Genomic DNA, 24,830 nt, shown 5'->3' with positions numbered 1-24,830 from the left:
GACGCTGGCGGATGGTGTCGAAATCGACAGGCAGCTTGCGTCGGGCTAAACAGGGCGCCATGTTGACCATCGGCAAACGCGACGCAAGCAGCAAGTCGGCCGCGCAGGACGCGCGCCAGCCGCGCGTCGTGACGGGCAGGGAAGATGACGTGCTCGGTTGCGCCTTTTCCGGCAACTGGATCACGCGCCGGGTCGCAGCGGTCGATGCCGACATGCGCAGCATCGAAAGGCAAGGCGACTTCAAGCGCCTGGCGCTCGATTTTTCCAATGTCGGCAAGATGGACACTGCTGGTGCCTGGCTGGTCGACCGGCTGATTTCCTCATGCAGGCAACGCGGCGTGGAGGTGAGCATCCAGGGAGAGAGCCAGACGATCTCCACATTGCTCGATGCCGTGAATGAAGCGGTTCACGGCCGTGACGCAGTTCAGGTCACCCAGCAGCCCAACATCGTCATCAGGCTGCTGGAAAGGACAGGGCGGCGCGTCTGCGAGATGGGCGAGGATTTCCTGGCTGCCATGAACATACTGGGCGCCACAATCGGCGGCGCGCAGTTGAAGCTCGGCCGCGGCCACGCGATCAATCCGGCCGCCATCTTCAACCAGCTCGACCGCATGGGCGTGGGCGCCGTTCCGGTGGTGGTGCTCATGTCGTTCATCGTCGGCGCCATCGTCGCGCAGCAGGGCGCCTATCAACTGCGCTATTTCGGCGCCGACATCTTCGTGGTCGATCTGGTCGGCGTTCTGGTGCTGCGCGAACTTGGGGTGCTGATGACGGCGATCATGATCGCCGGCCGCTCCGGCAGCGCCATCACGGCCGAGATCGGCTCGATGAAGATGCGCGAGGAGGTGGACGCACTCAAGGTCATCGGCCTCAACCCGATCGGGGTTCTGGTGTTTCCGCGCCTGGTGGCGCTGGTGATCGGGCTGCCATGTCTGACGATACTGGCTAATTTTGCGGCGCTCGCCGGCGGCATGCTCGCGGCGTATCTGTATTCGGACATCCCGCCGGCCGCCTTTCTCGACCGGCTTCGCGCGGCGATCGACCTCAGCACCATTTTCGCCGGTCTCATCAAGGCTCCGTTCATGGCCATCATCATCGGCACGATCGCCTCGGTCGAGGGCATGAAGGTCGGCGGCAGCGCCGAATCGCTCGGCAGGCATGTGACCGCCTCCGTGGTGAAGTCGATTTTCGTAGTCATCATCCTCGACGGCTTGTTCGCCATCTTCTACGCGGCGATCAATTTCTGACATGGCGGCGGCGGCGGAGAAGCAGACAGGGATGGCGGAAGAGACCGGGCATGAGGAGATCGTGCTGTCGGCCTCCGACATCACCGTGGCGTTCGGCGACAACGTCATCCTCGATGGGCTCTCGCTGGACATCAGGCGCGGCGAGATCCTGGGCTTCGTGGGGGCCTCCGGCGGCGGCAAATCGGTGCTGCTGCGCACCATCCTGGGCCTGGTGCGCAAGCGCTCGGGCACGATCCGTCTGTTCGGCATCGACGTGGAGAAGGCGAGCGACGCCGAGCGGCTGGCCCTCGACATGCGGCTGGGCGTGCTGTTCCAGCAGGGGGCGCTGTTCTCCTCGCTGACGCTGAAGGAAAACGTGCAGGTTCCGATGCGCGAATATCTCGACCTGCCGAAGAAGCTGATGGACGAGCTGGCGCTGCTCAAGATCGAGCTGGTCGGCCTGTCGCCGAACGATGCCGCAAAATATCCGTCGGAGCTTTCCGGCGGCATGATAAAGCGCGCAGCACTGGCGCGGGCACTGGCGCTCGATCCCGACATCGTCTTCCTGGACGAACCGACCTCCGGGCTCGATCCGATCAGCGCGGCCGAGTTCGACGAGCTGGTGGTGAAGCTGCGCGATACGATGGGGCTCACCGTCTACATGGTCACCCACGATCTCGATTCGCTGTTCACCACATGTGACCGCGTGGCCGTGCTCGGGCGCAAGAAAATCCTGGTCGAAGGCACGATCGAGGACATGCTCAAGAGCGAGGAACCGTGGGTAAAGTCGTATTTCCGGGGCAAACGGGCGCGGCAGCTTGATCTTGCCGCCCGGCAGTAGCGATAAGTAAGCGATGGAAACCAGAGCCAACTACGTCATTGTCGGCATCTTCACGCTGGTGGCGATCCTCGCCGCGTTCGCTTTCGTCTACTGGACCGCCGGTATTGGCGAGCGGGGGGAGACAGCAATGCTGCGCGTGCGCATTCCCGGCTCCGCCTCCGGCCTTGGCCGCGGCAGCTTCGTGCTGTTCAACGGCGTGAAGGTGGGCGACGTGCGCCGCGTCTACATCGACGTCAACAATCCGACCGTCGCCATCGCCGACACGGAAATCGACCGAAACACCCCCATCACCAAGTCGACCCAGGCCGACATCGGGCTGGCCGGCTTGACCGGCCAGGCGAATATCGAGCTCAAGGGCGCAAATCCGAAGGAGCCCAAGCTGCTGGACGAGGCCGAGGAAGAGGGAAAAGTGGCGGAGATCGTTGCCAACCCCTCGGCGGTCACCAACCTGCTCCAGTCGGCGCAGGACATCTTCAACCGGGCCGACAAGGTCCTCACCAATCTGGAGGGCTTCACCCAGGACGTGCGGGGGCCGCTGACGCAGACCGTTCAGAACGTCCAGAAATTCTCCGACGCGCTGGCGCGCAATTCCGACGGTGTCGACAAGTTCCTGACCAGCGTCAGCGCGCTTGCCAATGAGTTGCAGGGCGTGTCCGGCAAGCTGGACGGCACGCTGAAGGCGGCGGAGGGGCTGCTCAACGCCGTCGACAAGGACAAGGTCCGGGAGATCGTGGCCAATATCGACGCGGTGAGCGCCAATCTGAAGCAGACCAGCAGCCAGCTCGACGGAATGCTCGACAACGTCAACAGGGCGGTGGGATCGATCACCGACTTTTCCCAGAAGACCCAGGGCACGCTGGCCAAGGTGGACGGCCTGCTGGACAGCGTCAATCCGGACGACGTGCGCACCGCGCTCGCCAATATCAAGCAGGCGAGCGAGAGCGCCGACAAGGCCGCCGCCGATATTGCCAAGGTGACGGAAAAGGTCGGCAATCGCGCCGACGACATCGACCAGACAATCAAGGATGCCCGCCAACTCGCCCAGCGCCTCAACGACGCCTCCGTGCGCGTCGACGGCATTCTGGCCAAGGTCGATCAGTTGCTCGGCTCCGGCGAGGCCAATGGCGTCATGGCCGACGCCAGGGCCACGCTGAAATCCTTCAAGCAGGTGGCCGACACGCTGAATGCGCGCCTGGGCACCATAACCGACAATCTGGCCCGGTTCTCGGGGGCGGGGCTGCAGAACATCGAAGCCCTGGTGCAGGACAGCCGCCGCTCGATCAACCGCATCGAGCAGACGGTGACCGATCTGGGGCGCAATCCGCAGCGCATCCTTACCGGTGGGGAAGGCGAGGTGCGCCAGTATGACGGGCGGGCGCGGCGTTGATGTCGATGTCGGCAGAAGGGGCGGGTCCGGGCGCGCTACCTGGAGTTGACATCGAGCCGGGCGCGCCGCAAAAAACCAAGGTCGACGCGCCGGCAACGGCGGCGCGACCGACGCACAAACGGGGATCGCGCGTGAAGTCCATCGTGTCCGGATCGGGAGCGGCATTGCTGGCGCTTGCCATTGCGGGCTGCGCCGCCTTGCCGGGCGGCGGGCCGCCGCCGCTCGACACGTTCGAGCTTTCGGCGGCCAGCGTTGCCGGGCAAAGGCATAGCAGGCGGCAGATACTGATCGCCGAGCCTTCGGCGCTGAAGGCGCTGGACAGCCAGAACATCGTCATCAAGACGGGCGCCCGCTCGATCGAATACCTGAAGGGTGCCCAGTGGGCGGACCGGCTGCCGCTGGTCGTGCAGGCCAGGCTTGCCGAGACCTTCCAGCGCTCCGGCAGCTTCGCCGGCGTCGGCAAGCCGGGCGAGGGGCTGGCCATCGACTATCAGGTCATCACCGAAATCCGAACCTTCGACGTGCGCGTCGGGCGAGGCGAAAACCGCGCCGTGGTCGAGCTTTTCGTGCGTCTGCTCAACGACCGCAACGGCGAGGTTCGCGCGCAGCGCTCCTTCACCGCGAGCGCGCCGCTGTCGGGCGCCGGCAACCCGGCCTATGTCGCGGCGCTCGACGCCGCATTCGGCCAGGCAGCGCAGGACATCGTGCGCTGGACCGATTCCACCATCTGACTGCGCCTGCTGACTGCCGGCACGCATCCGGTATTGTCCCCCCCAACGACACGGCAAGGGCTGTACCTCATGAAAAAAGGCGGGGAATTTCCCCGCCTTTTTCTTGTTGCTCATGCTTCCGGTCAGCGCAGGCGGCCGCTGGCGTGCGCCAGCATGGTGTAGACCTTGCCGGTGTCGGAGGACAGGTAGGTCTGCGTCATGACATTGTCGCGGTCGTTGCGCGACACATCCTTCAGCAGCTTCTCGAAGTCGTCGCAATAGCGGTCGACCGCAGCGCGGAATTCGCCCTCGGCCTGATATTTGCGGCGGATCTCGTCGAACGTCTGCTGGCCCTTGAGCGTGTAGAGACGGCGCGTGAACACATCGCGCTCGCCGCGCCGGTAACGGTTCCACAATTCGATCGAGGCTTCGTGGTCGATCGCCCGGGCAATGTCCACCGAGAGCGAGTTGAGCGATTCCACGACATGCAGCGGCGAACGCTGCACAGGCGTGGCGCGCGGCGCCTCCGTCGGCACCGGCCGCGGCTCTTCCTCGCGCGACGCGCCGCTCAGCAGGTCGCGCACCCAGGCGCCTTGCTGCGGACGCTGGGCGGGCTCGCGCGGGCGAAGCGTCGTTTCCGTGGCCGTGTCCAGCGATCCGCGCAGCGGGGCTGCAGCCGCTGGCGGCTGCGGGGCAGGCGCCCGGCGCGGTGGCTCGGGCGTGCGTGGCGCCGGAGGCTGCGGGGCAGGGCGCAGGCTGCGCGGCTCGGAAACGTTGACGGTCCGCCCCGACTTGGCGACGATCTCGGACAGTTCCTTGAGCGCGTTGATCTGCTCGGAAACCGCCCGGCGAATCGCGCTGGTCGATTCCTTGGCCTCCTGCGGCATCTCCACCACGCCCTTCTTCAATTCGGCGCGGGTGAGATCCAGCTCGCTCTTGATGGAGCCGGCGGTGCGCCGCATCTCCTCGGTCGCGTCAGCGAAGCGCCTGGTGGCCGATTCCATGACCTCGGCGATGGAGGTGCGGATCTTGTCGGCCGATTCCAGCGTGCGGCCTTCGGCCTTCTGCAAGGTCTGGCCGACCAGCCCCTCGAAGGAGCGCATGACCCGTTCCAGGTCTTCCGACTTCTTGACCAGGCCGACGGCGAGGTCCTCGAGCGAGGACTGACGCTCCAGAGTGTGCTCCAGATTGCTCTGTGCCGAGGACAGAAGCTCGGATGCGCTGGCCAGCAGGCGGCCATGCTCGTCGAAGCGCGTGGCGATCGAGGCCACCTCGCGCAGCGTTGCCGAGGACAGCTCGGTGAGCCGCGACGTGTTGGAGTCGACCAGACGCGCCGAACTGGCGAAGGTCTGAGCCGCCTTTTCCGTCGTTGCCGCGAAGCTCTGCGTGCTGCCGGTGAGCTGGCCCTCGACCCGGCCCAGATTGGCGGCTGCCTTCCCGATCAGATCGTTGAGCTGGGCGCTGGATGTGGACATGCGGCCGATGAGGTCGGTGACATTCTCGGCCAGCGTCGAGCGGGCGCCGTCCACGGCCGAAAGGGTTTCGGCGGTGCGGCTGGCGAGCGCGTCGACCAGAACCGCATTTTCCCGGCGCAGCTTCTCGGTGGCGCGTTCGGTGGCTTCCTCCATGGATCGCTGCAATTCGGCGCCGCCATCGGCAAAGCGCTCGACCAGGGGTCGTGCGGTCTCGTCGAGAATCTTCGACAGTTCCGCCGAGCGGGCAGCCAACATGGAATTGAGCTCGCGCGTGTTGGCGCCGATCGTGCGGGCCGCCTCGTTCGTGCTCTGGCCGATATGCTGGCCGACCGCGGCGAAGGTCTCGGCGATGACGTTGGCGCGCGACGCAAGCTGGGTCTCGGCCAGGGAGACATGCTCGCCGAGCTTCTGGCCGGCGGCTTCTGCCGAGCTTGCCAGGCGGTTTTCGGCGCTTGCCACATGCTCTTCCACGCGGGCGGCTGTTGCCGCGGCGTTGGCTGCAAGCCGCTCGTCGGCGCCCGCCAGCGTCTGCTCGATACCGCGCGCATGAATTGTCAGTTGCTCGCCCGTCTGCCGCACACGCTCCGCCACGCGCTGTTCCGTTTCGGCAAAGGCGCCGACGATCTTCTCTGCGTGGCCATCGAGCGCGGAGGCGCTGTCGGCAATGCGCGACACCAGCCGGCTGTCGGCCTCCTCGAACACGCGGCCGATCTCCGAGGCGCGACCGGACAGGTTTTCGGCGCCTTCGGCGATGCGCATGGCGAGTTGCCGGTCGGCGTCGTCGAAGATGCGGCCGAGATCGCTCGCACGCGCGGCGAGCGCCTCTGCCGATTCGCCGATACGCGCGCCAAGCCGCTGGTCGGCATCCTCGAAGTTGCGCAGGATTTCGCCTGCGCGCGTCGCCAGCGACTGGGCGGTTTCGACAGCGCGCGCCACCAGGCGCTGGTCTGCGGTGTCGAAGGTGGCGGCGATCGCCTGAGCGCGGGCGGAAAGCTCTTCCGCGCTCTGTTCGGCCCGCGCCAGCATGGCGTCCGACGTGCCCTGGGCGCGTGCCGCCAGCCGGTTGTCGGCTTCCTCGAAGGTGCGGGCGATGTCCTCGGCTCGCGCCATGAGTGCTGCCGATGTCTGCTCGGCCCGCTCCGCGATGCGGCGGTCGGCGTCGCTGAAGGTGGCGCCGGCCTGCTCGTGCAGCGCCGCAGTAACCTCCAGGACCTTGTCACGCAGTTGGGCGGCGACGACCACGGCGCTCTGTTCCAGCGCACCGCGGATATTCTCGACGCCGGCAGAAAGCGCGCGCTCCATCGTGCTCGCGCGCTCCTCGATGACACCGGTCTGCCGGCTGAACGCGTCTTCGATCCTGCCGATATCGGCAGCGATGGCGTCCGAGACGCGCGTGCTGCTGGTGGCGATCCGGTCGATATGACCGGACACGGCAGCGTCGATCTCGCGGCGCGCATCGGCCAGCTTGCCCAGATCGCCCTCCAGCACGCGGGTCAGCATGTTGCGGCCCTCGGCAAGCTTGCCGACGTGGCTGGCAATAGCTCCGTCGATGTCGCCACGGGTTTCCCCGATCTTTTCGAGATCGGCTTCGAGCGCGCGGCGCAGGATATCCCGGCCTTCGGCCAGTTTCTCGACCTGGCCTGCGACCAGCCCGTCTATGCTCTGGCGGCTCTCGGCCAGTCTGGCGAGGTCGTCCTCCAGCGCCTTGGCTAGCAGCGAACGCTCGGAAACCAGCTTTTCGGCGTGGCCGCTCACCAACTCGCTGACGCCGCGGATATCTTCCTCCAGCGCCTGCGAGAAGCGGGCGCGATCGTCGGCCAGCGTGCGCGATTGCGCCGTGACGGTGTCCTGGATGGTGGCGAGATCGCTTTCCAGGGCGCGCTTGAGGATATCGCGGCCTTCGGCGAGCTTCTCGACCTGGCCGGCGACAAGGCCATCGATGCCCTGGCGGCTTTCGGCCAGTCTGGCGAGATCGTCCTCCAGGGCTTTCGACAGCGTGGCGCGGTCGGCGGACAGCCTTTCCATGTGGCCGCCCACGAGAGTGTCCACCTTCTGGAGATCGCCTTCGAGGGCGCTCGAGAATTCGGCACGGTGGTCGGACAGCTTGCGCGCGTGTTCGCCAAGCGCATCCTGAACAGTAGCGAGATCGCTTTCCAGGGCGCGTCGCAGGATATCACGGCCTTCGGCGAGCTTCTCGACCTGGCCGGCGACAAGGCCGTCGATGCTCTGGCGGCTCTCGGCCAGCTTGGCGAGATCGTCTTCCAGCGCTTTGGAAAGGGTCAAACGGTCGGCCGCCAGCCTGTCGGCGTGCTCCTGCACGACAGTGCCGACATTCTGCAGGTCGCCATGCAGCGCCGCCGAAAACTGGGCATGATTCTGGCTCAGCCGGCGCGACTGGTCGGCGATCGCTCCCTGGATGGTGGCGAGGTCGTTTTCCAGCGCGCGGGCAAGGATGTCGCGGCCTTCTGCGAGCTTCTCCACCTGGCCGGCGACCAGGCTGTCGATGCCCTGGCGGCTCTCAGCCAGCTTGGCAAGATCTTCCTCCAGCGTCTGGGAGAGGGTGGAGCGATCGGCGGCCAGCTTCTCCCTGTGCTCCTGGACGAGCGCATTGACGCTCTCAAGGTCGCCTTCAAGGGCGCGGGAGAATTCGGCCCGATCGCCTGCCAGCCTGCGTGAATGGTCTGCGATCGCGTTCTGGACAGTGTCGAGATCGCTCTCGAGCGCGCGCTTGAGGATGTCGCGGCCTTCGGCCAGCTTCTCGACCTGGCCGGCGACAAGGCCGTCAATGCTCTGGCGGCTCTCGGCCAGCTTGGAGAGGTCTTCCTCCAGCGACTGGGAAAGGGTGGAGCGATCGGCGGCCAGCTTCTCCATATGCTCGTGGACGAGCGCGTTGACGCTGCGGAGATCGCTTTCCAGGACATGCGCGAACTGGGCGCGGTCGTCGGTCAGCTTGCGCGACTGGTCGGCTATGGTTTCCTGGATGGTGGCGAGGTCGCTTTCCAGCGCGCGCCGCAGGATGTCGCGGCCTTCTGCCAGCTTCTCGACCTGGCCGGCGACAAGCCCGTCGATGCTGGACCGGCTCTCGGCCAGCTTGGCAAGGTCGGATTCCAGGGTCTGGGAAAGCAGGCCTCGCTCATCGGCCAGCCGGTTCGCATGTTCCTGAACGGCCTGGCTGATACGTGAAAGATCGCTTTCCAAGGCGCGGCCCAGCACGTCGCGATCCTCGCCAAGCTTGACGGAGTGGTTTTCCATCAGGCCTTGAATGCGGCCGACGTCTGCTTCCAGCGCCCTGGCCAGCACCGCACGGCCCTCGGCTATCTTCTCGACCTGGCCGGCGACGAGGGCATCGATGCCGGACCGGCTCTCTTCAAGCTTCGTGAGGTCGGCCTCCAAGGCGCGCGCGAGGATGTCCCTGCCTTCGGCCAGCTTGCCGACGTGGCCGGAAACCATTTCATCAATGATGGTGCGAGTTTGAACCAGTTTTTCAGAATCATGGTTCAATGCCTCGGTCAGCCGCTTGCGACCATCCTCCAGACGTTCGAGATGATCGCCGAGCGAAGCGTCGATCGCCGCGCGGGTCTCGTTGACCTTGCGGAGGTCCTCTTCCAGGGCGCGCGCGATGAGGCCTCTGCCTTCGGCCAGCTTCTGCACCTGGCCGGTGACGGCGGCGTCGATCTCGGCGCGGCCCTCGGCGAAGCGGGCCAGGTCCTCATGCATGGCGGCCGCCATGCGCTCGCGGCTTTCGGCCATCTCGCGGCTGTGATGCTGGACGGCTTCCTCGATGCCGGAGCGGGCTTCGGCAAGCCGCTGGATATCGGTGTCGAACGCACGTGAGACGCTCTGCCCGGCAAGCTCGAGGCGACCGGTGAAATCGCTGGCCCGCGCCTCCAGCATGGCCGAGGTCGAGGTGACCATGTCGGCCATATCGGAACTGATGCGGGAACGGCTCTCGTCGATCAGCGCCGAGAGCGAATCCTTGCCGTGGGTGAAGGTGTCGGCGATCTCGCGGGCGCGTTCGACAAGCGTCTCGTTGATCTGGCGGGCACGGGCTTCGAGGGCGGCGTTGAGCTTCTGGGTGCCGGTGTCGAGCGCTTCGGCGCGCGTCTCGAACTGGCTGATGAGCGATTGGCCGCGTTCGGCCAGGGTGCGCTCGATGCCCGAAAGGCTGGTCTCGAATTCGGCGCTCAGCGTGCGCGCGGCGCCGCCCAGGAGGGAGACCATGCCGGCGGTGCGGTCGTCGAGAAGTTCGGTGAGCGACCGGGTGAGGCCGTCGGTGGAATCGGTAAGCTTGGCGATACGCGTGTCGAGCAGGCTGGCGAACGCCTCGCCGGACGTGGACAGCCTGTCGGTGATGGAATCGAGACGGCTCTCCATCGAATCGAAGACCGACATGGAGCTTTCATTGATCCGGTCGATCAGCGAGTCGCCGGAACTGGTGATGGTCATCGACAGCTTGGTCGAGGCGCCCTGGATGCTTTCGCGAATGAGGTCGCCGGCCGAGCTGATCTCGTCGCGCAGCGTCTCGTGTGCGCCGGCGATCGACGCGCGCACGCGTTCGGCATGGCCGACAACGGCCTCCCGCTCGCTGCCCAGGCCATCCACCAGCGAGCGGATGCGGGCCTCGTTCTCGGAATAGGAGCGTTCGAGCTGGCTGACCTCGCTATGGACGAGCGTCTCGAGCTCGACGGCGCGCGCCAGGGTCCGCTCGATGCCTTCGCCCATGGCGGCCACCTCGCGGCGCACCGCCTGGCCGATCATCATCACGCGGTCCTGCGCAAGGTTTTCCGGTTCGGCAAGGCGGAAGGCCACCTCCGTCATCGACTGGGCGGCCAGGCGCATGTCCTGCGCGCGGCGAATCATGGCGGCAAACGCCCAGAACAGGATAACCGGCACCAGCGCGGCAACGGCCATGCCGATCAATTCGGGGCGGGCGAGCAACTGGCCGACCGAGCGAATCTGCCAGATGCCGGGACCGAACAGAAGATGCGCAAGGGCTGCGGCACCGGCGATCCAGGCGACGGAGATGAGGGTGACGATCCAGTAGACGGTGTTGGAAGCGCGGCGGTTGAGGCCGTGGAGGAGGGTGCGGTAGTCCTTCTGGCGATCGTCATTGGCCGGCGCGAAGCCGGCCGGCTGGCCGCCATTCGGTTCGGCGGGGCGCAACTCGGCCGCATTGGACTGGCTGGCCGCAGGTGCGGGCTGCTGGGGGGCGGAGCTTTTTCCGGCGCGCGCAAGTTCGTCGGCAGCCTGGGAAATCTGCGCCTCCAGATCCTCCATCGAGGCGGCGATGTCGAGGTCGCCGCTGTCGGCCTGGGCGAAGTCCAGATCCAACGCCTCCTCGAGTTCGCGGGCGACGTCGCTGTCGAGCGTCTTGCTTGTGGTTGTCTTCTTCGCCATGCGTTCGCTACCCTGTACTGGCCGCTGCGGAACGTATTATTGTGACTTTAAGTGCCCCGCGCCTGAGGCTGAAAATCGACCTTCGTATCGTAATGACACAGGGGGGTAAAGAAAACATGCATTCGGCCGCATACGTAAAACTTTAAATATAAGGTTAACGAAGGCGTGAGTTGGGCGTGTCGGCCCAACATTTTTCACATGCCCGCATTAACGCCTTGTCCATCGTGTTTGACGAGGATGGACGGCTGCCATGCCACAAGAGAGGTTTCATGCGTGAAGAGGACGATGCGGCTTTTTCCAGGCCCGGCGGCGAGGCGTGTGGGGCAGCGCCCGCGCGACCCATCGATCTCGCCCATCTGGCGCGCCAGACCCTGGACGACCGCGACCTGGAGCGCGAGGTACTGGGGCTGTTCGTCCAGCAGGCGATTTCGGTCCGCGACAGCATCGCGGACGCCGACACGCAACAGCGGCGCCTGTTGGCACACGGGTTGAAGGGAGCCGCACGCGGTGTTGGCGCCTTCGTCATCGCCGATTGGGCCGCCGAGGTGGAGAAGGACCCGCAGGACGTTTCGGTCCTGCCGCGCCTGGGCGAACTGATCGAGCAGGTCCGCGATTTCATCGCCGCCATCGACCGCTGACCGCATTTTTGGAAAAGCGTCACCATACGGCGATTTTGCGCCGCAGTTGACTTGTCCGTATGAGCGATTATCTCGGGCGCGGATCTCCATCAGGTGACGGAATGACTAAGCTGACCTACATCGCCTTCGACGGCACTCGCTATGACGTGGAGGCCGAGAACGGCTCGACCGTGATGGAGAACGCCATTCGCAACGCCGTCCCCGGCATCGAGGCGGAATGCGGTGGTGCCTGCGCTTGCGCTACCTGCCACGTCTATGTCGACGAGGCGTGGACCGAACTGGTCGGCGAACCGGAGGCCATGGAAGAAGACATGCTGGACTTCGCCTATGACGTCCAGCCCAATTCGCGGCTGTCCTGCCAGATCAAGGTGCGCGACGAACTGGACGGGCTCGTGGTGCGCATCCCCGAGCGGCAGGGCTGATCCCGCTATTCGACAAGCACCGGGCTTTCCGTCTGGTTGCTGCCGCGCAGCGGCTTTTCCGGCATCAAGAAGAACGCGATCAGCGAGGCAACCAGCATCGCCGCGCAGACCAGGAAGATCATCGCGAAGGGGGCGGCGGAGGCGAGCGAGATGCTGATCTGGACGCCTTCGCCCATCAGCGGCAGGTCATAGGCCAGCGCGACCGCGCCCAGCAGGGCCACGCCGAGCGCGGCGCCCAGCGAGCGCAGGAATGTAAGCACGCCCGTCGCCACGCCCAGGTGCCTTTGATCGACCGCGTTCTGAACCGACACCGTGGCGACCGGGAACGTGGCGCCGGTGCCGATGCCGACGCCCACGGTCAGGATTTCCACAACCGTCAGCGAGGCACCATCGGCCAGATAGGCCAGCCCCAGCAGGCATACTATGGCGAAGGCGGCGCCGAAGATCGCGATTCGCTTGTAGTGCACGAAATGCGCAACAAGGCGTCCGCTCATGGTGGCGCCGAACACGGTGCCCAGCAGCAGGCCGAGCAGGGCCGTGCCCGATTCGCTGGCGGTGAGATTCAAATAGGACTGAAAATAAACCGGCAGGTAGACGGCAAGGCCGACATTGGCCGCCTGCAACACGAACATCGACAGCGTGCCGGCCAGCACGATCGGATTGCCCAGCACTTCGAGCGAGATCAGCGGCTCGACCGCATGCATGACGCGCAGCGCAAAACCGGCCCAGAACAGCGCCGACAGGCCGATCAGGCCGAGGACCTGCGGTGAACCCCAGGCATAGGTGGCGCCGCCCCAGTTGAGCGCCAGCAACAGCAGCGCGGTGGCAACGACGAGCAGCAGCGCCCCCAGGCCGTCGATGCGGTGGCGGTGAGCCGCCACCGGCAACTTCTTCAGCGGGTTGTTGATGATGGCCATGGCCAGCATGCCGAGCGGAATGTTGATCCAGAAGATCAGCGACCAGTGCAGATGCTCGGCGAAGGTGCCTCCCAGCAACGGCCCGGCAACGCTTGCGACGGCCCATGTGCCGGAAATCCACGCGGCATAGCGCGCCCTTTCGCGCGGTGGGACGAGATCGCCGATGACCGTCTGCGACAGTGCGAAAAGGCCGCCGCCGCCAAGGCCCTGCACCGCGCGGCCGATGATCAGCACGAGCATGTTGGGCGCCAGCGCGCTCACCAGCGATCCCGCGAGGAAGATCAGGATGGCCGCATAGATGGTGGGGCGGCGGCCGTAAACGTCGGAAATCTTGCCGTAAAGCGGAGCCATGGCGGTGGCCGTCAGGAGATAACCGGTCACGATCCAGGGCAGATACTGCGCGTGACCCAGCGCGTGGGCGATGGTGGGCATGGCCGGCGCGACGATGGTCTGGTCCAGCGCGGCCAGGAGCATGGACAAAAGCACGCCGCCGATGATGGCGTTCTTCTCGCTTTCCGTTATCGCCGGTGCCGCCCCGGCGGGGGCCGCATTCTGTCTGACGGGCTTGTCCATCGATTCGTCTGCCGCGCTGTTCGTCCACTGTCCGATGCGGGTTGCCCAAGAGCCTATGCGGCTCATGGGACCGGCACATGGTCTTGGCTGTGGGCCTCGCAAGGGACACGAGGCTTCGAATCCCTCGGCGGGATCGCCGGACTACCAACCGGCGCGCGTTTCCTTGAAACAGCGGCGCGGGAGATAGCAGACCGGCGCGGGAGTGTCGAGAACGGCTTCGGCCGCGTGCCGAAAACGTGACTCCGGCCCGGCTTGTTCCAAAATGGCTCAGGTCCCGAAGGCGCCGACGGGGTGCTGCACCTGTCATGGTGCGGTTTCGGCAGGCCAGGCTGGCGTTTTCGGAGTCCGGCCCGGCACTTTTTGTTCAAAAAGAAGTCATCGTGCCGCCACACCCTACAGCGACGGCCGTAGCACCCTAGTTGTGTGGGCAAGGCCCCGCGGTCCTCTCATCGTCATATTTTACCGGCCGCGCGTCTATGGATTGCCCAGGAACAAATCGGAAACATAGAGGAGATTGACCATGATCCGGGATCGTGAAGACGACACGTGCGGGCAGGCTCTGGCCGCCACGCGGCGCACGCTGCTGCAGGTTGCGCTCGGTGCCGGCGGGGCTGCCACGCTCGCGGCGCTGGGCGCCTTGCCGGCCTCCGCTGCGGCCGCCGCCAGGGAAGGAGACTTTCCCAAGCACAAGGAGTGGAAGTTCGCCTTCGTCAACCACGTCACCACCAATCCGTTCTTCGTGCCGACGCAATACGGCATCGCCGATGCCTGTGCGTTGCTCGGCTGCACCTCACAATGGACGGGCTCGCAGAAGTCCATCGCTTCCGAAATGGTAAATGCCATGAATACCGCCATTGCCGCCAAGGTGGACGGCATCGCGGTCTGCCTCGTGGACGAGCACGCCTTCAACGATCCGGTCAAGAAGGCGCTGGACGCCGGCATCCCGGTGTTTGCCTATAATGCCGACGCCAAGGGCAACGGCCGGCTGGCCTATATCGGCCAGGATCTTTATCTCGCCGGCAAGGCGCTGGGCGAGCGCATCGTCAGCCTGGTGGACGAGGGCGAGGTGGTCGGCTTCATCGCCACACCCGGCCAGCTCAACATCCAGCCGCGTCTCGACGGCGCCGCCGACGCCATCAAGGCTTCGGGCAAGAAGATCAACTTCACGCAGATCGCCAGCGGGCCGACCGTCAACGAGGAGGTTTCGCGCGTCGACGCCTACTATGTCGGCCACAAGGACGTGAAGGGCATGTTCGCCGTCGATGCCGGCAGCACCATGGCGGTGGGCAAGACGATGGAGAAATACGGGCTGCACGGCAAGGGCGTGCGGGCCGGCGGCTTCGACCTGCTGCCCGAGACCCTCGATGCCATCGACAAGGAGCATCTCGACTTCACCATCGACCAGCAGCCCTATCTGCAGGGTTTCTACACGGTCATGCAGATGTTCCTGTTCCAGATGTCGGGAGGCCTTACGGGACCCGCCGACATCAATACCGGCCTGAAGTTCGTTACCAAGGACGGCGTCCAGCCATATCTGAAGACGAAGAGCCGCTACGAGGGCAATTCGAAGGAAGAGAAGCTGGTCGAGCGCTCCGGCCCGATCGCCGGCTGAGGATGCGCAGATGAACGAGGACGGCCGCGTCGGGCTTCGGCAGAGCGAGGGGAGCCGCGCAGCCGACGTGAACGGGGCAGGGCAGGGCGGCCTGCCCCCGCAGCGCGGGGCCTGGAGCCGTGTCGCGGCCGCGGTGTTCCGCTACCGCGAGGCCAGCATCGTGATCGCCGGGCTGCTGCTGGTCGTCTATTTCCAGTATTCCAGCGCGGCCTTCCTGTCCCCGGACAATTTGCAGAATCTCGTCCAGTTCACTGCTACCACCGCCATCATCGCCGCCGGCGAAGTCATGGTGCTCGTGTGTGGCGAACTGGACCTGTCGGTGGGCATGGTTTACGCGCTGTCGCCCTTCATCATGTATTTCGCCGCCGACGCCGGCGTGCCGGACTGGCTGGCGGTGGTCGCCGGAGTGGCGGCCGCGGGCGTGGTGGGCGCCCTCAACGGCTTCATCACCACGTTCCTGCGGTTGCCCTCCTTCGTCACGACGCTGGGCATGCTCTTCCTCATCAACGGCTTCACGCTCACCATTTCGGGCGGCTTCCCCGTGCAGCCGCAGGCGGGCGACACCTTCACGCAGATCTTCGGCGCCAATCCGTGGGCGGAATTGGCCTGGGCGGTGGCCATCGCCCTCGGCCTGCAATTCGTGCTGATGAAGACACGCTGGGGGCTGCACACCATCGCCACCGGCGGCAACCCGACCGGCGCGGCCGAGGTCGGCATCAAGATACGCGTCATCAAGACCGGCAATTTCATCCTGTGCAGCGCGCTTGGCGGCTTCGCAGGCATTCTGGATGCCTTCCGCATCGGTTCGATCGACCCGCTGGCCGGAGGCAACGAGATCATGTTTGCGGCCATCGCCTCGGCGGTCATCGGCGGCACGCTGCTGACCGGGGGACTGGGCACCACGGTCGGCGCTTTCCTCGGCGCGCTCGTGCTGGCCATTCTGAAGGACGGCTTCACGCTTCTGGGCGTCAGCGCCTTCACCTTCGACATGATCCTGGGGGCTGCGATCCTGGTGACGATGGCGATCAATATCCATCTCAGCCGGTTGCGCGATTAGGGAGGCACCGATGGAAAAGGCGGTTTCAGGCGAGGTGCTGCGCGCCGAGCATGTGGCCAAGCGTTTCGGCCAGGTCACCGCGCTGCGGGACATAAACCTGCGGTTGATGCGCGGCGAGGTTCTGGGGCTTCTGGGCGACAATGGTGCGGGCAAGTCCACGCTGGTCAAGATATTCACCGGCTATCTGCAACCCACCAGCGGCCAGCTCTATCTCGACGGCGTGCCGGTGACGTTGCGATCGGTGGCGCATGCGCGCAGCCTCGGTATCGAGGCGGTCTACCAGGACCTTGCGCTGGTCAACGAGCTGAACGTTTACCGCAACATGTTCCTCCAGCGCGAGGCCGTGTTCGGCGGCCCGCTCGGCATCCTCGACGACAAGACCATGCGGCGCGCTGCGCTGGCGCATCTGGAGCGCATGGGCGTCAACATCCCCTCGGTGGACGCCGAAGTGTCGCGGCTGTCGGGCGGGCAGCGCCAGGCGATCGCGGTCGCCCGTTCGGTCTACCAGAAGGCCAGGATATTGCTTCTTGATGAGCCGACGGCGGCGATGGGCGCCAAGGAATCGGCGCTGATCCTCGACGTCATCCAGCAACTGAAGGAAGACGCGGACATGGGCATCGTCATCATCGCCCACAATTATGCCCAGATTTTCGATGTCTGCGACCGCATCAACCTAATCGAGGGCGGCACCATCGTTTTCGACAAGCCGACCTCCGAGACTTCCGTGCAGGAACTGACCGACATGGTGGTGCGCGAATATCGCAGCGCGCGCCGCAGCGTGCGGGCCGGCCGCTGATTCGCCGCGATTTCATCGCCCACAATGATTGAGGGGACCGGAGACGCCGCATGGCGCCACCACAAGCGGGTCACGGCCCCGGCTGCGGGTCGACTGCGGCACTTCCGCTTGCCTCGGGGCGGGGAACCGGGTAGGCGCCGTCCGGTATTCCGCAGGATTCGGGACGATGACACCGCGACGGGCTTTTGTGTTTCCCAGGGAAAACCTCGCCGTGGCGGGCATCGCGATCATGCTGCTCGGCTATTTCATGTTCGCCCTGAACGATGCGATGGGCAAGTGGCTGGTGGCGAGCTTTTCGGTGGGGCAGGTTCTTGCCGTCCGCTCCCTAGGCGCATTCGTCATCCTTGCCCCGATGATCGCCAGGCAGGGGCTGTCCAGCCTCACGCGCCACGAACGCCCTGAACTGCAGTTCCTGCGGGTTGTGTTCGCCACCGCAGATACCGCGCTGTTTTATGCCGCGGTCGTCTATCTGCCGCTGGCCGACGTGATGACCTTCTACATGGCCGGGCCGATCTACATTGCCGCGCTGTCGCACGTCTTTCTCCGCGAGAAGGTCGGCTGGCGGCGCTGGCTGGCCATCGTCGTGGGTTTCGGCGGCGTGGTGGTGGCGCTCAGGCCGTCGACGGCGTCCCTGTCGCTGCCGTCGCTCTTCGCGCTTGTCGGCAGCGTGTCCTTTGCCATCTCGATGATCCTCGGCCGGCGGCTGCGGGGAACCAGCGACACGGCGCTGGTGACGTGGCAGACCCTGGGCTCGCTCGTGCTGGGGCTCGCGCTGGCGGCCACGGACTGGCGCGGCGCCGACGCGCTCGACTGGTCTGCCATGCTGCTGCTCGGCATAGTGTCCTGCCTGGCGCATCTCATGATCACGCGTGCGCTCAAGCTGGCACCGGCCTCGACGCTTGCTCCCCTGCAATACACGCTGCTGCTGTGGGGCATCGTCTTCGGTTTTGTTTTCTTCGGCGATGTGCCCGACAGCCAGTTGCTCGTCGGCTCGGCAATCATCGTGCTGGCGGGCCTGTTCATCTTCCACCGCCGCAAGGTGCGGGCGCAAAGCTCGCCTGAAGACGTCCAGCGTGGTGCGCACTGAAACGGGAACTTCCGCGTCAGAGGTAGTTCTCGATCTTCTTGCCGACGGCGAGAAAGCGCAGCGGATTGATCGCCTCGCCGTTGCGCCGCACTTCGTAGTGCAGATGCGGGCCGGTCGAGCGGCCGCTGCTACCGGTCTGGCCGATCACGTCGCCCGCTGCGAGCTGTTGGCCGACCGAGACCAGGATGCTGCTCAGGTGGCCGTAGCGTGTCGTGAAACCCTGGCCGTGGTCTACCTCGACCATGCGCCCGTAGCCGCCGTTCCAGCCTGCCTTGACGACGATGCCCGGTGCCGTGACCCTGGCTTGCATTCCGGTAGGGGCACGGAAATCCATGCCCGAATGCAGCGCTGCCGTGCCTAGCAGCGGATCGGTGCGCACGCCGAAGGGGCTGGTGACGGCATGGCCCGGCGCCGGGTTGGCGAGCGGCAGGCGGCGGGCCTCGTGCTTGAGCCGGTCGAGCGCGTCGAGCGCGTCGTCCAGTTCCTTCACCTTGGTGTCGAAGACGGCGGAGGGATCGAGCGGCACCAGCGGCCCGCCGACGTCGGTTTCGCTCTTGCCGAGGTCGTTGTCCACCGGCAGGCCGGCCGCTTCCAGCGCCTCCGAGATGGCGTCGGCGTTTTCGTAGGCTGAATCGGCCAGTCGGGTCAGCCGGTCGATTTGCTCGTTCTCGATGCTGCGCAGCGAGCGGTTGATGGATACGAACAGCTTGTCGGCGCGATCCACAGCACTTTCGCCCGCCGGGAGCTGGCCGCGCGTGGACCAGAAGGCGAACGGCCGCGCCTCGCCGGTGGCGAGGCTGGCAAGCTGCGCCTGCGGAGCGGCGTCGTCGATCGTCGTCGTCTGCGCCCGCACGTCGGGTTTTTCGCCGGGCGCCGGCACGGCATCCGGCAACATTTTCCCGACCTCGCTTTCGGCGCGCTCCAGCAATGGTCCGAGGCGGCCGTGGCGTTTGGAGAGCTGCGTCTGGCGCTCCAGCAATTCGCCGACCTTGGTTTCCATGATCTGCTGGTCGAGGAGCTGGCGGCTGGTGATGCGGTCGACCTGCGCGCGCAGTGCGGAGATGCGGTCCTCATAGGCCTGCTGCATGCGCGCCTGCCTTGCGTCGGCCGCGCCGATGAGGTCGTCTCGGAATACCAGATAGGAGGTGGCCAGCAGATAGCCGACCGCTGCGGCGGCCAGCGCCGAGCCGGCGAAGGTCGCCAGCCACGGGCGCACGGTGAAGTGCCTGATTTCGTCGCCGCGCGCGATGATGACCGTGTGCGGCTCCTTGCGCTTGCCGAATACCGCGGACTGACCGGATGCGTTCACGGGAATCAAGCTTTCGTATGCAACGTAAAACGATGGCTTGATTACAACCCGTTAAGGTTAACAAAGCTTTGCCGGTTGCATCTCACGACGCGAAGGCTGTCGCTGCATGAGGCGTCAGAGCGCGCGCACGGCCTCCAGCACTGCTTCGGCGTGGCCCTTGACCTTCACCTTGCGCCAGATGCGGACGATCCGCCCGTCCGCGCCGATCAAGAATGTGGCGCGTTCGACGCCCATATAGGTGCGGCCATAGAGCTTCTTTTCCACCCACAGTCCATAGGCTTCGATCGCTTCGCGTTCCTCGTCGGCGACGAGATCGACGCCGAGACCGTGCTTGGCCTTGAATTTGTCATGTTTTCGGGTGCTGTCGGGAGACAGGCCGATGACGGCCGCGCCGGCTTTCTCGAAATCCGGTTTGAGCCGGCTGAAATCGAGCGCCTCGGCGGTGCAGGAAGGTGTATCGTCGGCCGGGTAGAAATAGAGCACGACCGGTCTGCCGGCGAGGCCTGTAAGAGCCAGCGCGCCGCCGCCGTCGCGTGGAAGGTGAAAATCGGGCGCCGGATCGCCCACCTCGAGATTTGCCATGCCCAGTATCCTGCTTCTGGAACCCGCCAGGTTGCGTGTAAGGGGCATCGATATATGGTCGATCGGGGATTCGTCCACAGGTCCGGGATGATGATGCGGAAGCGCTTGGATAGGAAGCTTGGATAAGGAGCCGCCCCGGCACGAGAAGATCAGGTTCAGGCGCGGCGAGATCGCCGATCTCGGCGCTTTGCCTTCGGCCTGCGTGGTGCCGCCGCTCGGCAAGGCGGCCATCGGCCGCCGAGCGCGTCTGCTTGCCCGTCTGGCGCTTGCGGCAGGCGGGTTCGTGCTGCTTCTGGCGCTGGCCGTCTATGCGCTCGGGGCTTCCGGCATCGGTGCCGAGCGTCTCCGGACGGAGGCCGAGGCGGCCATCGAGAAGATGGCGGGTGTCGATGTCGCAGTTTCGCTTGGAGCGGCACGCATCACGCTCGACGGGTCGAGCTTCCTAGCGCTCCAAGTTCGCGACGTCACATTGAAAACGGCTGCTGGTGTGCCTGTCGCGGAGGCCGGTCTGGTGCGTTTCGGCGTGCGCCTCATGCCGCTGCTGTCGGGCGAGATCAGGCTGACCAGCGCCAGGGTTGCGGATGCCCGCTTCTACGTCGATGCCATACCTTCCAGCAGGGGAACCGACTGGCTGGCCGATCTGCGCAATCACGACGGTCTCGTCGATCCCGACAAGGTGATCGCCGCCGTGTTCGGCTGGGCCAACGGAGCGCTGGACGCAGTGCGGCTGGATTCCCTGCGCGAGGTGCGGCTCAGGCGGGTGGTCTTCGTGCTGCCGCAGGACACGCCTCTCAGGCAACTCGCCATCGCCGACGCGACCCTTTCGCAGAGCGGTCGCGACCGGATGGAGCTATCCACCGACGCCGACATCGACGGTCGCGCCGTCACCCTCGATGCCGCCGCCGAGCGCGACCCCCAAAGCCGCCGCGTGACGTTGCTGAACGCCGAACTGGACATCGAAGGGCCGGGGGACACCGTTCCTGGCGGTGGCCGCATGGGCACGTTTGCGTTGCGGCTGTCCGGCTCGGAAGGGGGCAGCACTTCCCCGTCGAAGCTGGCCATAGCAGTGTCGTCTGCGGGCTCGGTTCTCGATCTCGGCAAGGAGGGCCTTTTCAGCGCCGACATCGATATGGCGGCGGCGCTGGAGGCGGGCAGCGGAAAGCTTTCCGTTGATCGCCTGCAGGTGACGAGCGGGCGCTCCCGCTTCGATTTCGAAGGCTCGATCGGGCCGAAGCCGGCAGAAGGAACCCCGGGAGAGGAACCTTCCTACCGCTACGATTTCGTCACCAACGCCTCGACGCTTGCCCCGGCGGATTCGCCCGAACCGGCGATGCAGTTCATTGCGCGCGTCGCCGGCAACTATGCGACGGCGAGCCATGTGCTTTCGGCCGACGATATCGCCTTGAAGACGGGAGCGGAGGGCGGTGTGCTGGGCCATGCCCAGGTCGACTTCGCCGATGCAGGCTCGCCGGGCATCCTGCTCGCGCTCACCGTGCACAATATGCCGGTCTCGCATGTAAAGCAGCTCTGGCCCTGGTTTTCCGCCACCGGCGCCCGCAAGTGGGTCATGGAGAACCTGTTCGGCGGCCGCGTGGCGGAAGCCCAGCTCCAGTACAAGGTCGCGCCGGGTCGCCTCGGCAATGGCATTCCGCTGAGCCGGGACGAGGTGTTCGGCCGCTTCGAGGTCGAGGGATCGCGCTTTGACACCGCCGGCCGCATCCCGCCGGTGCGCGATGCGGTGGGCGCGGTGGAATTCCACGGCAGCGATGTCGAGATTTCGCTGAAGTCGGGCACGGTCTACATGCCGAGCGGGCGCACGGTTGCGGCCAGCGCCGGCACGCTGAAGGTCCAGCAGGCCCATGTGCGTCCGGTGATCGGGGCGCTCGATATCGACGTGGCAGGCGAGGCGCCGGCGGTGGCCGAACTCGCCTCCTACGAGCCGATCAATGCCATGCGCCGGGTCGGTATCCTGCCGGAAGAGCTGTCGGGAACGGTTACCGGCAACGTCAAGGCCGACATTCCCTTGCAGGCCGGCGTAGACAGCGACCGGCTCGGCTGGCTGGTGGCGCTGGATTATCAGGGCCTTTCGCTGGCCAAGCCTGTCGATGGCCAGACGGTGACCGCCGCCGACGGCTCGATCGTGGTCGATCCCGACAAGGCGGTGATCAAGGCCGGGGCCAGGCTCAACGGTATTCCCGCCGAGATCGATCTTGTCGAGCCGCTGGCGCCGGAGGGGCCGCCGCGCAGTCGCAAGGTTGCGCTGGTGATCGACGACAAGGCACGCGAAGCCTTCATGCCGGGCCTTTCCGCGCTGGTGTCCGGCACGATCAAGGTTGCGCTGGACAAGCGGCAGGACGGCAGCCAGAAGGTGGCGGCCGACCTCACCGGTGCACGGCTTACCATTCCCTGGGCCGGCTGGAGCAAGGGGCCGGGTGTGCCGGCCGACGTCTCTTTCACGGCGAGCAGTTCCGGCAGCACCACGACGCTCTCGGATTTCGGCCTGCAGGGCAAGAGCTTCGCCATCGACGGCTCGGTGTCGCTGTCGGGCGGTAACCTGGCTTCGGCCAATTTCAAGCGTGTGCGGCTGAACCGCGGCGACGATGTCGCTGTCTCGGTGCAGCGTTCGGGCGGCGGCTATGCGGTGAAGATCAGTGGAAATTCGCTCGATGCGCGGCCGCTCATCAAGCAGTTCCTGTCGGACGGCCAGACCGCCACCAAGGCGGCGGGCGGGGAGAGCATATCGGTCAGCGCCAATGTAAATGCGCTGACCGGCTTCCACGACGAGCAGCTTTCGGACCTGTCTCTGAGCTACAGCGCCGCCGGTGCGAAAGTGAACGGGCTGAAGGTGAGCGCGATGGCGGGTTCGGGCGGGGCAGTCACCCTTTCCGATACGTCCGGCGCCGATGGCCGCACGCTGAACATGCGATCGGCGGATGCCGGCGCGATCCTGCGTTTCCTCGACATCTATCCGCATATGCGCGGCGGCGGCATCGCGCTGAAACTGTCAGGTGCCGGGGCAGGGCCGCTGCACGGCAGCGTGGATGCGCGCGACTTCCTCATCGTCGACGAACCCAAGCTGGCCTCGATCGTCTCAACCCCGCCCGCGGGCGATAACCGCAGCCTCAACCAGGCGGTGAAAGGCAGCATCGATACGGCGAAAGTCCAATTCGAGCGCGGCTATGCCGAGATCGAGAAGGGGCATGGCTACCTCAAGCTCGCCAACGGCGTGCTGCGCGGGCCGCTGATCGGCACCACCTTCCAGGGCACGCTCTACGACGAGAACGACCGCATGGACATGACCGGCACCTTCATGCCGGCCTATGGCATCAACCGCATATTCGGCGAGCTGCCCCTGGTGGGCGCGCTGCTCGGCAACGGCCGCGACGGCGGCCTGATCGGCGTCACCTACCGGCTGAAAGGCGACGCCAGCAAACCCGACCTGCACGTCAATCCGCTGTCGGCGATCGCGCCGGGCATCTTTCGTTCGATCTTCGAATACCGGTGAGAGCGGCGGCGCTCAGGCCGCCCGCACCAGAATGTGCTTCTTCTTGCCGAGGGAAAGCTTTATCGCGCCTTCCTCACCCAGATCCTGAAGGGTGACCATGCGCCGCTCGTCCGTGACCGGCGCGTCGTTGAGGCGCACCGCGCCGCCCTGCACATGCCGGCGGGCTTCGCCGTTCGAACCGGCAAGCCCGGCCTTCACGAACAGGGAAAGCAGGCCGATGCCGGCCTCCAGTTCGGCGCGGGGAAGGTCCACGCCGGGCAGCGTGTCGGCGGTGAGGCCCTGCTCGAAGGTCTGGCGCGCGGTTTCCGCTGCCTGTTCGGCCGCGGCCCGGCCATGCAGCATCGCCGTCACCTCGGTGGCCAGCACTTTCTTGGCCTCGTTGATCTCGGCCCCGCCGAGGGCGGCCAGTTTCGCGACCTCATCGAGCGGCAGGGTGGTGTAGAGCTTGAGGAAGCGGCCGACGTCGGCGTCCTCCGTGTTGCGCCAGTATTGCCAGAAATCGTAGGGGCTCAGCATGTCGGCATTGAGCCAGACAGCACCGGAGAGCGACTTGCCCATCTTGGCGCCGGAGGCCGTGGTCAGCAGCGGCGTGGTCAGCGCGTAGAGCTGCGGCGTGCCCAGCCGATGGCCGAGGTCGATGCCGTTGACGATGTTGCCCCACTGGTCGGAACCGCCCATCTGCAGGCGCACGCCGTAGCGCCGGTTCAGTTCGACGAAATCGTAGGCCTGCAGGATCATGTAGTTGAATTCGAGGAACGACAGCGACTGGTCGCGCTCCAGCCTCAGCTTCACCGAATCGAAGGAGAGCATGCGGTTGACCGAGAAATGGCGGCCCACGTCGCGCAGGAATTCCAGGTAGTTGAGGGGCAGCAACCACTCCGCATTGTTGACCATGAGCGCGTCGCGCGGGCCGTCGCCGAAGGTCAGGTAGTTGGAAAACACCCTCTTGATGCCGTCGATGTTCGACTGGATGGTCTCCGGCGTCATCAGCTTGCGCGCCTCGTCCTTGAAGGAGGGGTCGCCCACCATGCCGGTGCCGCCGCCCATCAGTGCCACCGGCCGATGGCCGGTCTGCTGCATCCAGTGCAGCATCATGATCTGGATCAGCCCGCCGGCATGCAGGCTGGGCGCGGTCGGATCGAAGCCGATATAGGCCGTCACCGTCTCCTTCGCGAACAGCTCGTCGAGGCCCGCCTCGTCCGAAATCTGGTGGAGGAAGCCGCGCTCGCTCATGATGCGCAGGAAATCGGATTTGAAGCCGGACATCTTTGTCGTTCCCGAAGAGTGCCGGCATGG

16 protein-coding genes are annotated in these 24,830 nt (G+C 65.8%); 11 read left to right on the top strand and 5 right to left on the bottom strand.

All coding sequences use genetic code 11. The features are described from left to right. The first annotated feature begins 59 nt into the window (after window positions 1-59). From ACTDI4_RS13720 to ACTDI4_RS13705, 4 genes are all read left to right on the top strand, one after another. Window positions 60-1,247, top strand: coding sequence for an MlaE family lipid ABC transporter permease subunit (locus ACTDI4_RS13720; RefSeq protein WP_442841671.1), 1,188 nt, complete (start codon window positions 60-62; stop codon window positions 1,245-1,247). A gap of 31 nt (window positions 1,248-1,278) precedes the next feature. Then, window positions 1,279-2,067 carry an ABC transporter ATP-binding protein gene (locus ACTDI4_RS13715; protein ID WP_442841670.1) on the top strand — a complete coding sequence of 263 codons (789 nt, stop codon included), beginning with the start codon at window positions 1,279-1,281 and terminating at the stop codon, window positions 2,065-2,067. Window positions 2,068-2,080: 13 nt separating this feature from the next. After that, window positions 2,081-3,454 (top strand): MlaD family protein, encoded by a 1,374-nt coding sequence (locus ACTDI4_RS13710; protein ID WP_442841669.1) that lies wholly within the window; start codon window positions 2,081-2,083, stop codon window positions 3,452-3,454. Between the two features lie 131 nt (window positions 3,455-3,585). After that, a complete protein-coding gene (locus ACTDI4_RS13705; protein ID WP_442841668.1) occupies window positions 3,586-4,185 on the top strand; it encodes an ABC-type transport auxiliary lipoprotein family protein in 600 nt (199 codons plus the stop codon). A gap of 122 nt (window positions 4,186-4,307) precedes the next feature. Here the strand turns inward: ACTDI4_RS13705 and ACTDI4_RS13700 are convergent, their stop codons facing one another. Continuing rightward, complete coding sequence (locus ACTDI4_RS13700; protein WP_442841667.1) at window positions 4,308-11,036, bottom strand: kinesin; 6,729 nt, start codon at window positions 11,034-11,036, stop codon at window positions 4,308-4,310. Window positions 11,037-11,305: 269 nt separating this feature from the next. Here ACTDI4_RS13700 and ACTDI4_RS13695 point away from each other — a divergent pair, with 269 nt between their 5' ends. Then, entirely contained in the window at window positions 11,306-11,674 is a 369-nt protein-coding gene (locus tag ACTDI4_RS13695) for an Hpt domain-containing protein (protein ID WP_442841666.1), read from the top strand. Window positions 11,675-11,775: 101 nt separating this feature from the next. Next, complete coding sequence (locus tag ACTDI4_RS13690; RefSeq protein WP_442841665.1) at window positions 11,776-12,096, top strand: 2Fe-2S iron-sulfur cluster-binding protein; 321 nt, start codon at window positions 11,776-11,778, stop codon at window positions 12,094-12,096. A gap of 5 nt (window positions 12,097-12,101) precedes the next feature. Here ACTDI4_RS13690 and ACTDI4_RS13685 read toward each other — a convergent pair whose 3' ends face one another. Beyond that, on the bottom strand, window positions 12,102-13,586 hold the full coding sequence (locus ACTDI4_RS13685) for an MDR family MFS transporter (protein WP_442841664.1): 1,485 nt from the start codon (window positions 13,584-13,586) through the stop codon (window positions 12,102-12,104). A gap of 520 nt (window positions 13,587-14,106) precedes the next feature. On the opposite strand from ACTDI4_RS13685, the gene ACTDI4_RS13680 reads away from it, so the two are divergent. The 4 genes from ACTDI4_RS13680 (at window position 14,107) to ACTDI4_RS13665 (ending at window position 18,138) form a co-directional block, all read left to right on the top strand. Beyond that, a complete protein-coding gene (locus tag ACTDI4_RS13680; protein WP_442841663.1) occupies window positions 14,107-15,198 on the top strand; it encodes a sugar ABC transporter substrate-binding protein in 1,092 nt (363 codons plus the stop codon). A gap of 10 nt (window positions 15,199-15,208) precedes the next feature. Beyond that, on the top strand, window positions 15,209-16,255 hold the full coding sequence (locus tag ACTDI4_RS13675; RefSeq protein WP_442841662.1) for an ABC transporter permease: 1,047 nt from the start codon (window positions 15,209-15,211) through the stop codon (window positions 16,253-16,255). Window positions 16,256-16,265: 10 nt separating this feature from the next. Then, the gene (locus tag ACTDI4_RS13670; protein ID WP_442841661.1) at window positions 16,266-17,051 is read left to right on the top strand and encodes an ATP-binding cassette domain-containing protein; all 786 of its coding nucleotides are present in this window, start codon (window positions 16,266-16,268) and stop codon (window positions 17,049-17,051) included. Window positions 17,052-17,217: 166 nt separating this feature from the next. Next, window positions 17,218-18,138 (top strand): DMT family transporter, encoded by a 921-nt coding sequence (locus ACTDI4_RS13665; RefSeq protein WP_442841660.1) that lies wholly within the window; start codon window positions 17,218-17,220, stop codon window positions 18,136-18,138. Between the two features lie 16 nt (window positions 18,139-18,154). Here the strand turns inward: ACTDI4_RS13665 and ACTDI4_RS13660 are convergent, their stop codons facing one another. Next, on the bottom strand, window positions 18,155-19,447 hold the full coding sequence (locus ACTDI4_RS13660; protein ID WP_442841659.1) for a M23 family metallopeptidase: 1,293 nt from the start codon (window positions 19,445-19,447) through the stop codon (window positions 18,155-18,157). Window positions 19,448-19,561: 114 nt separating this feature from the next. Continuing rightward, a complete protein-coding gene (locus ACTDI4_RS13655) occupies window positions 19,562-20,029 on the bottom strand; it encodes a peroxiredoxin (protein WP_442841658.1) in 468 nt (155 codons plus the stop codon). Window positions 20,030-20,147: 118 nt separating this feature from the next. Between ACTDI4_RS13655 and ACTDI4_RS13650 the strand changes: the two genes are divergently transcribed. Next, window positions 20,148-23,534 carry a hypothetical protein gene (locus ACTDI4_RS13650; protein WP_442841657.1) on the top strand — a complete coding sequence of 1,129 codons (3,387 nt, stop codon included), beginning with the start codon at window positions 20,148-20,150 and terminating at the stop codon, window positions 23,532-23,534. Window positions 23,535-23,546: 12 nt separating this feature from the next. Here ACTDI4_RS13650 and tyrS read toward each other — a convergent pair whose 3' ends face one another. Next, on the bottom strand, window positions 23,547-24,800 hold the full coding sequence (tyrS, locus tag ACTDI4_RS13645) for a tyrosine--tRNA ligase (protein ID WP_442841656.1): 1,254 nt from the start codon (window positions 24,798-24,800) through the stop codon (window positions 23,547-23,549). Window positions 24,801-24,830 lie beyond the last annotated feature (30 nt).

The organism is Mesorhizobium sp. PUT5 (genome assembly GCF_052216645.1).
Classification (GTDB): domain Bacteria; phylum Pseudomonadota; class Alphaproteobacteria; order Rhizobiales; family Rhizobiaceae; genus Mesorhizobium.
This window is presented reverse-complemented; position numbering and strand designations above follow the sequence as displayed.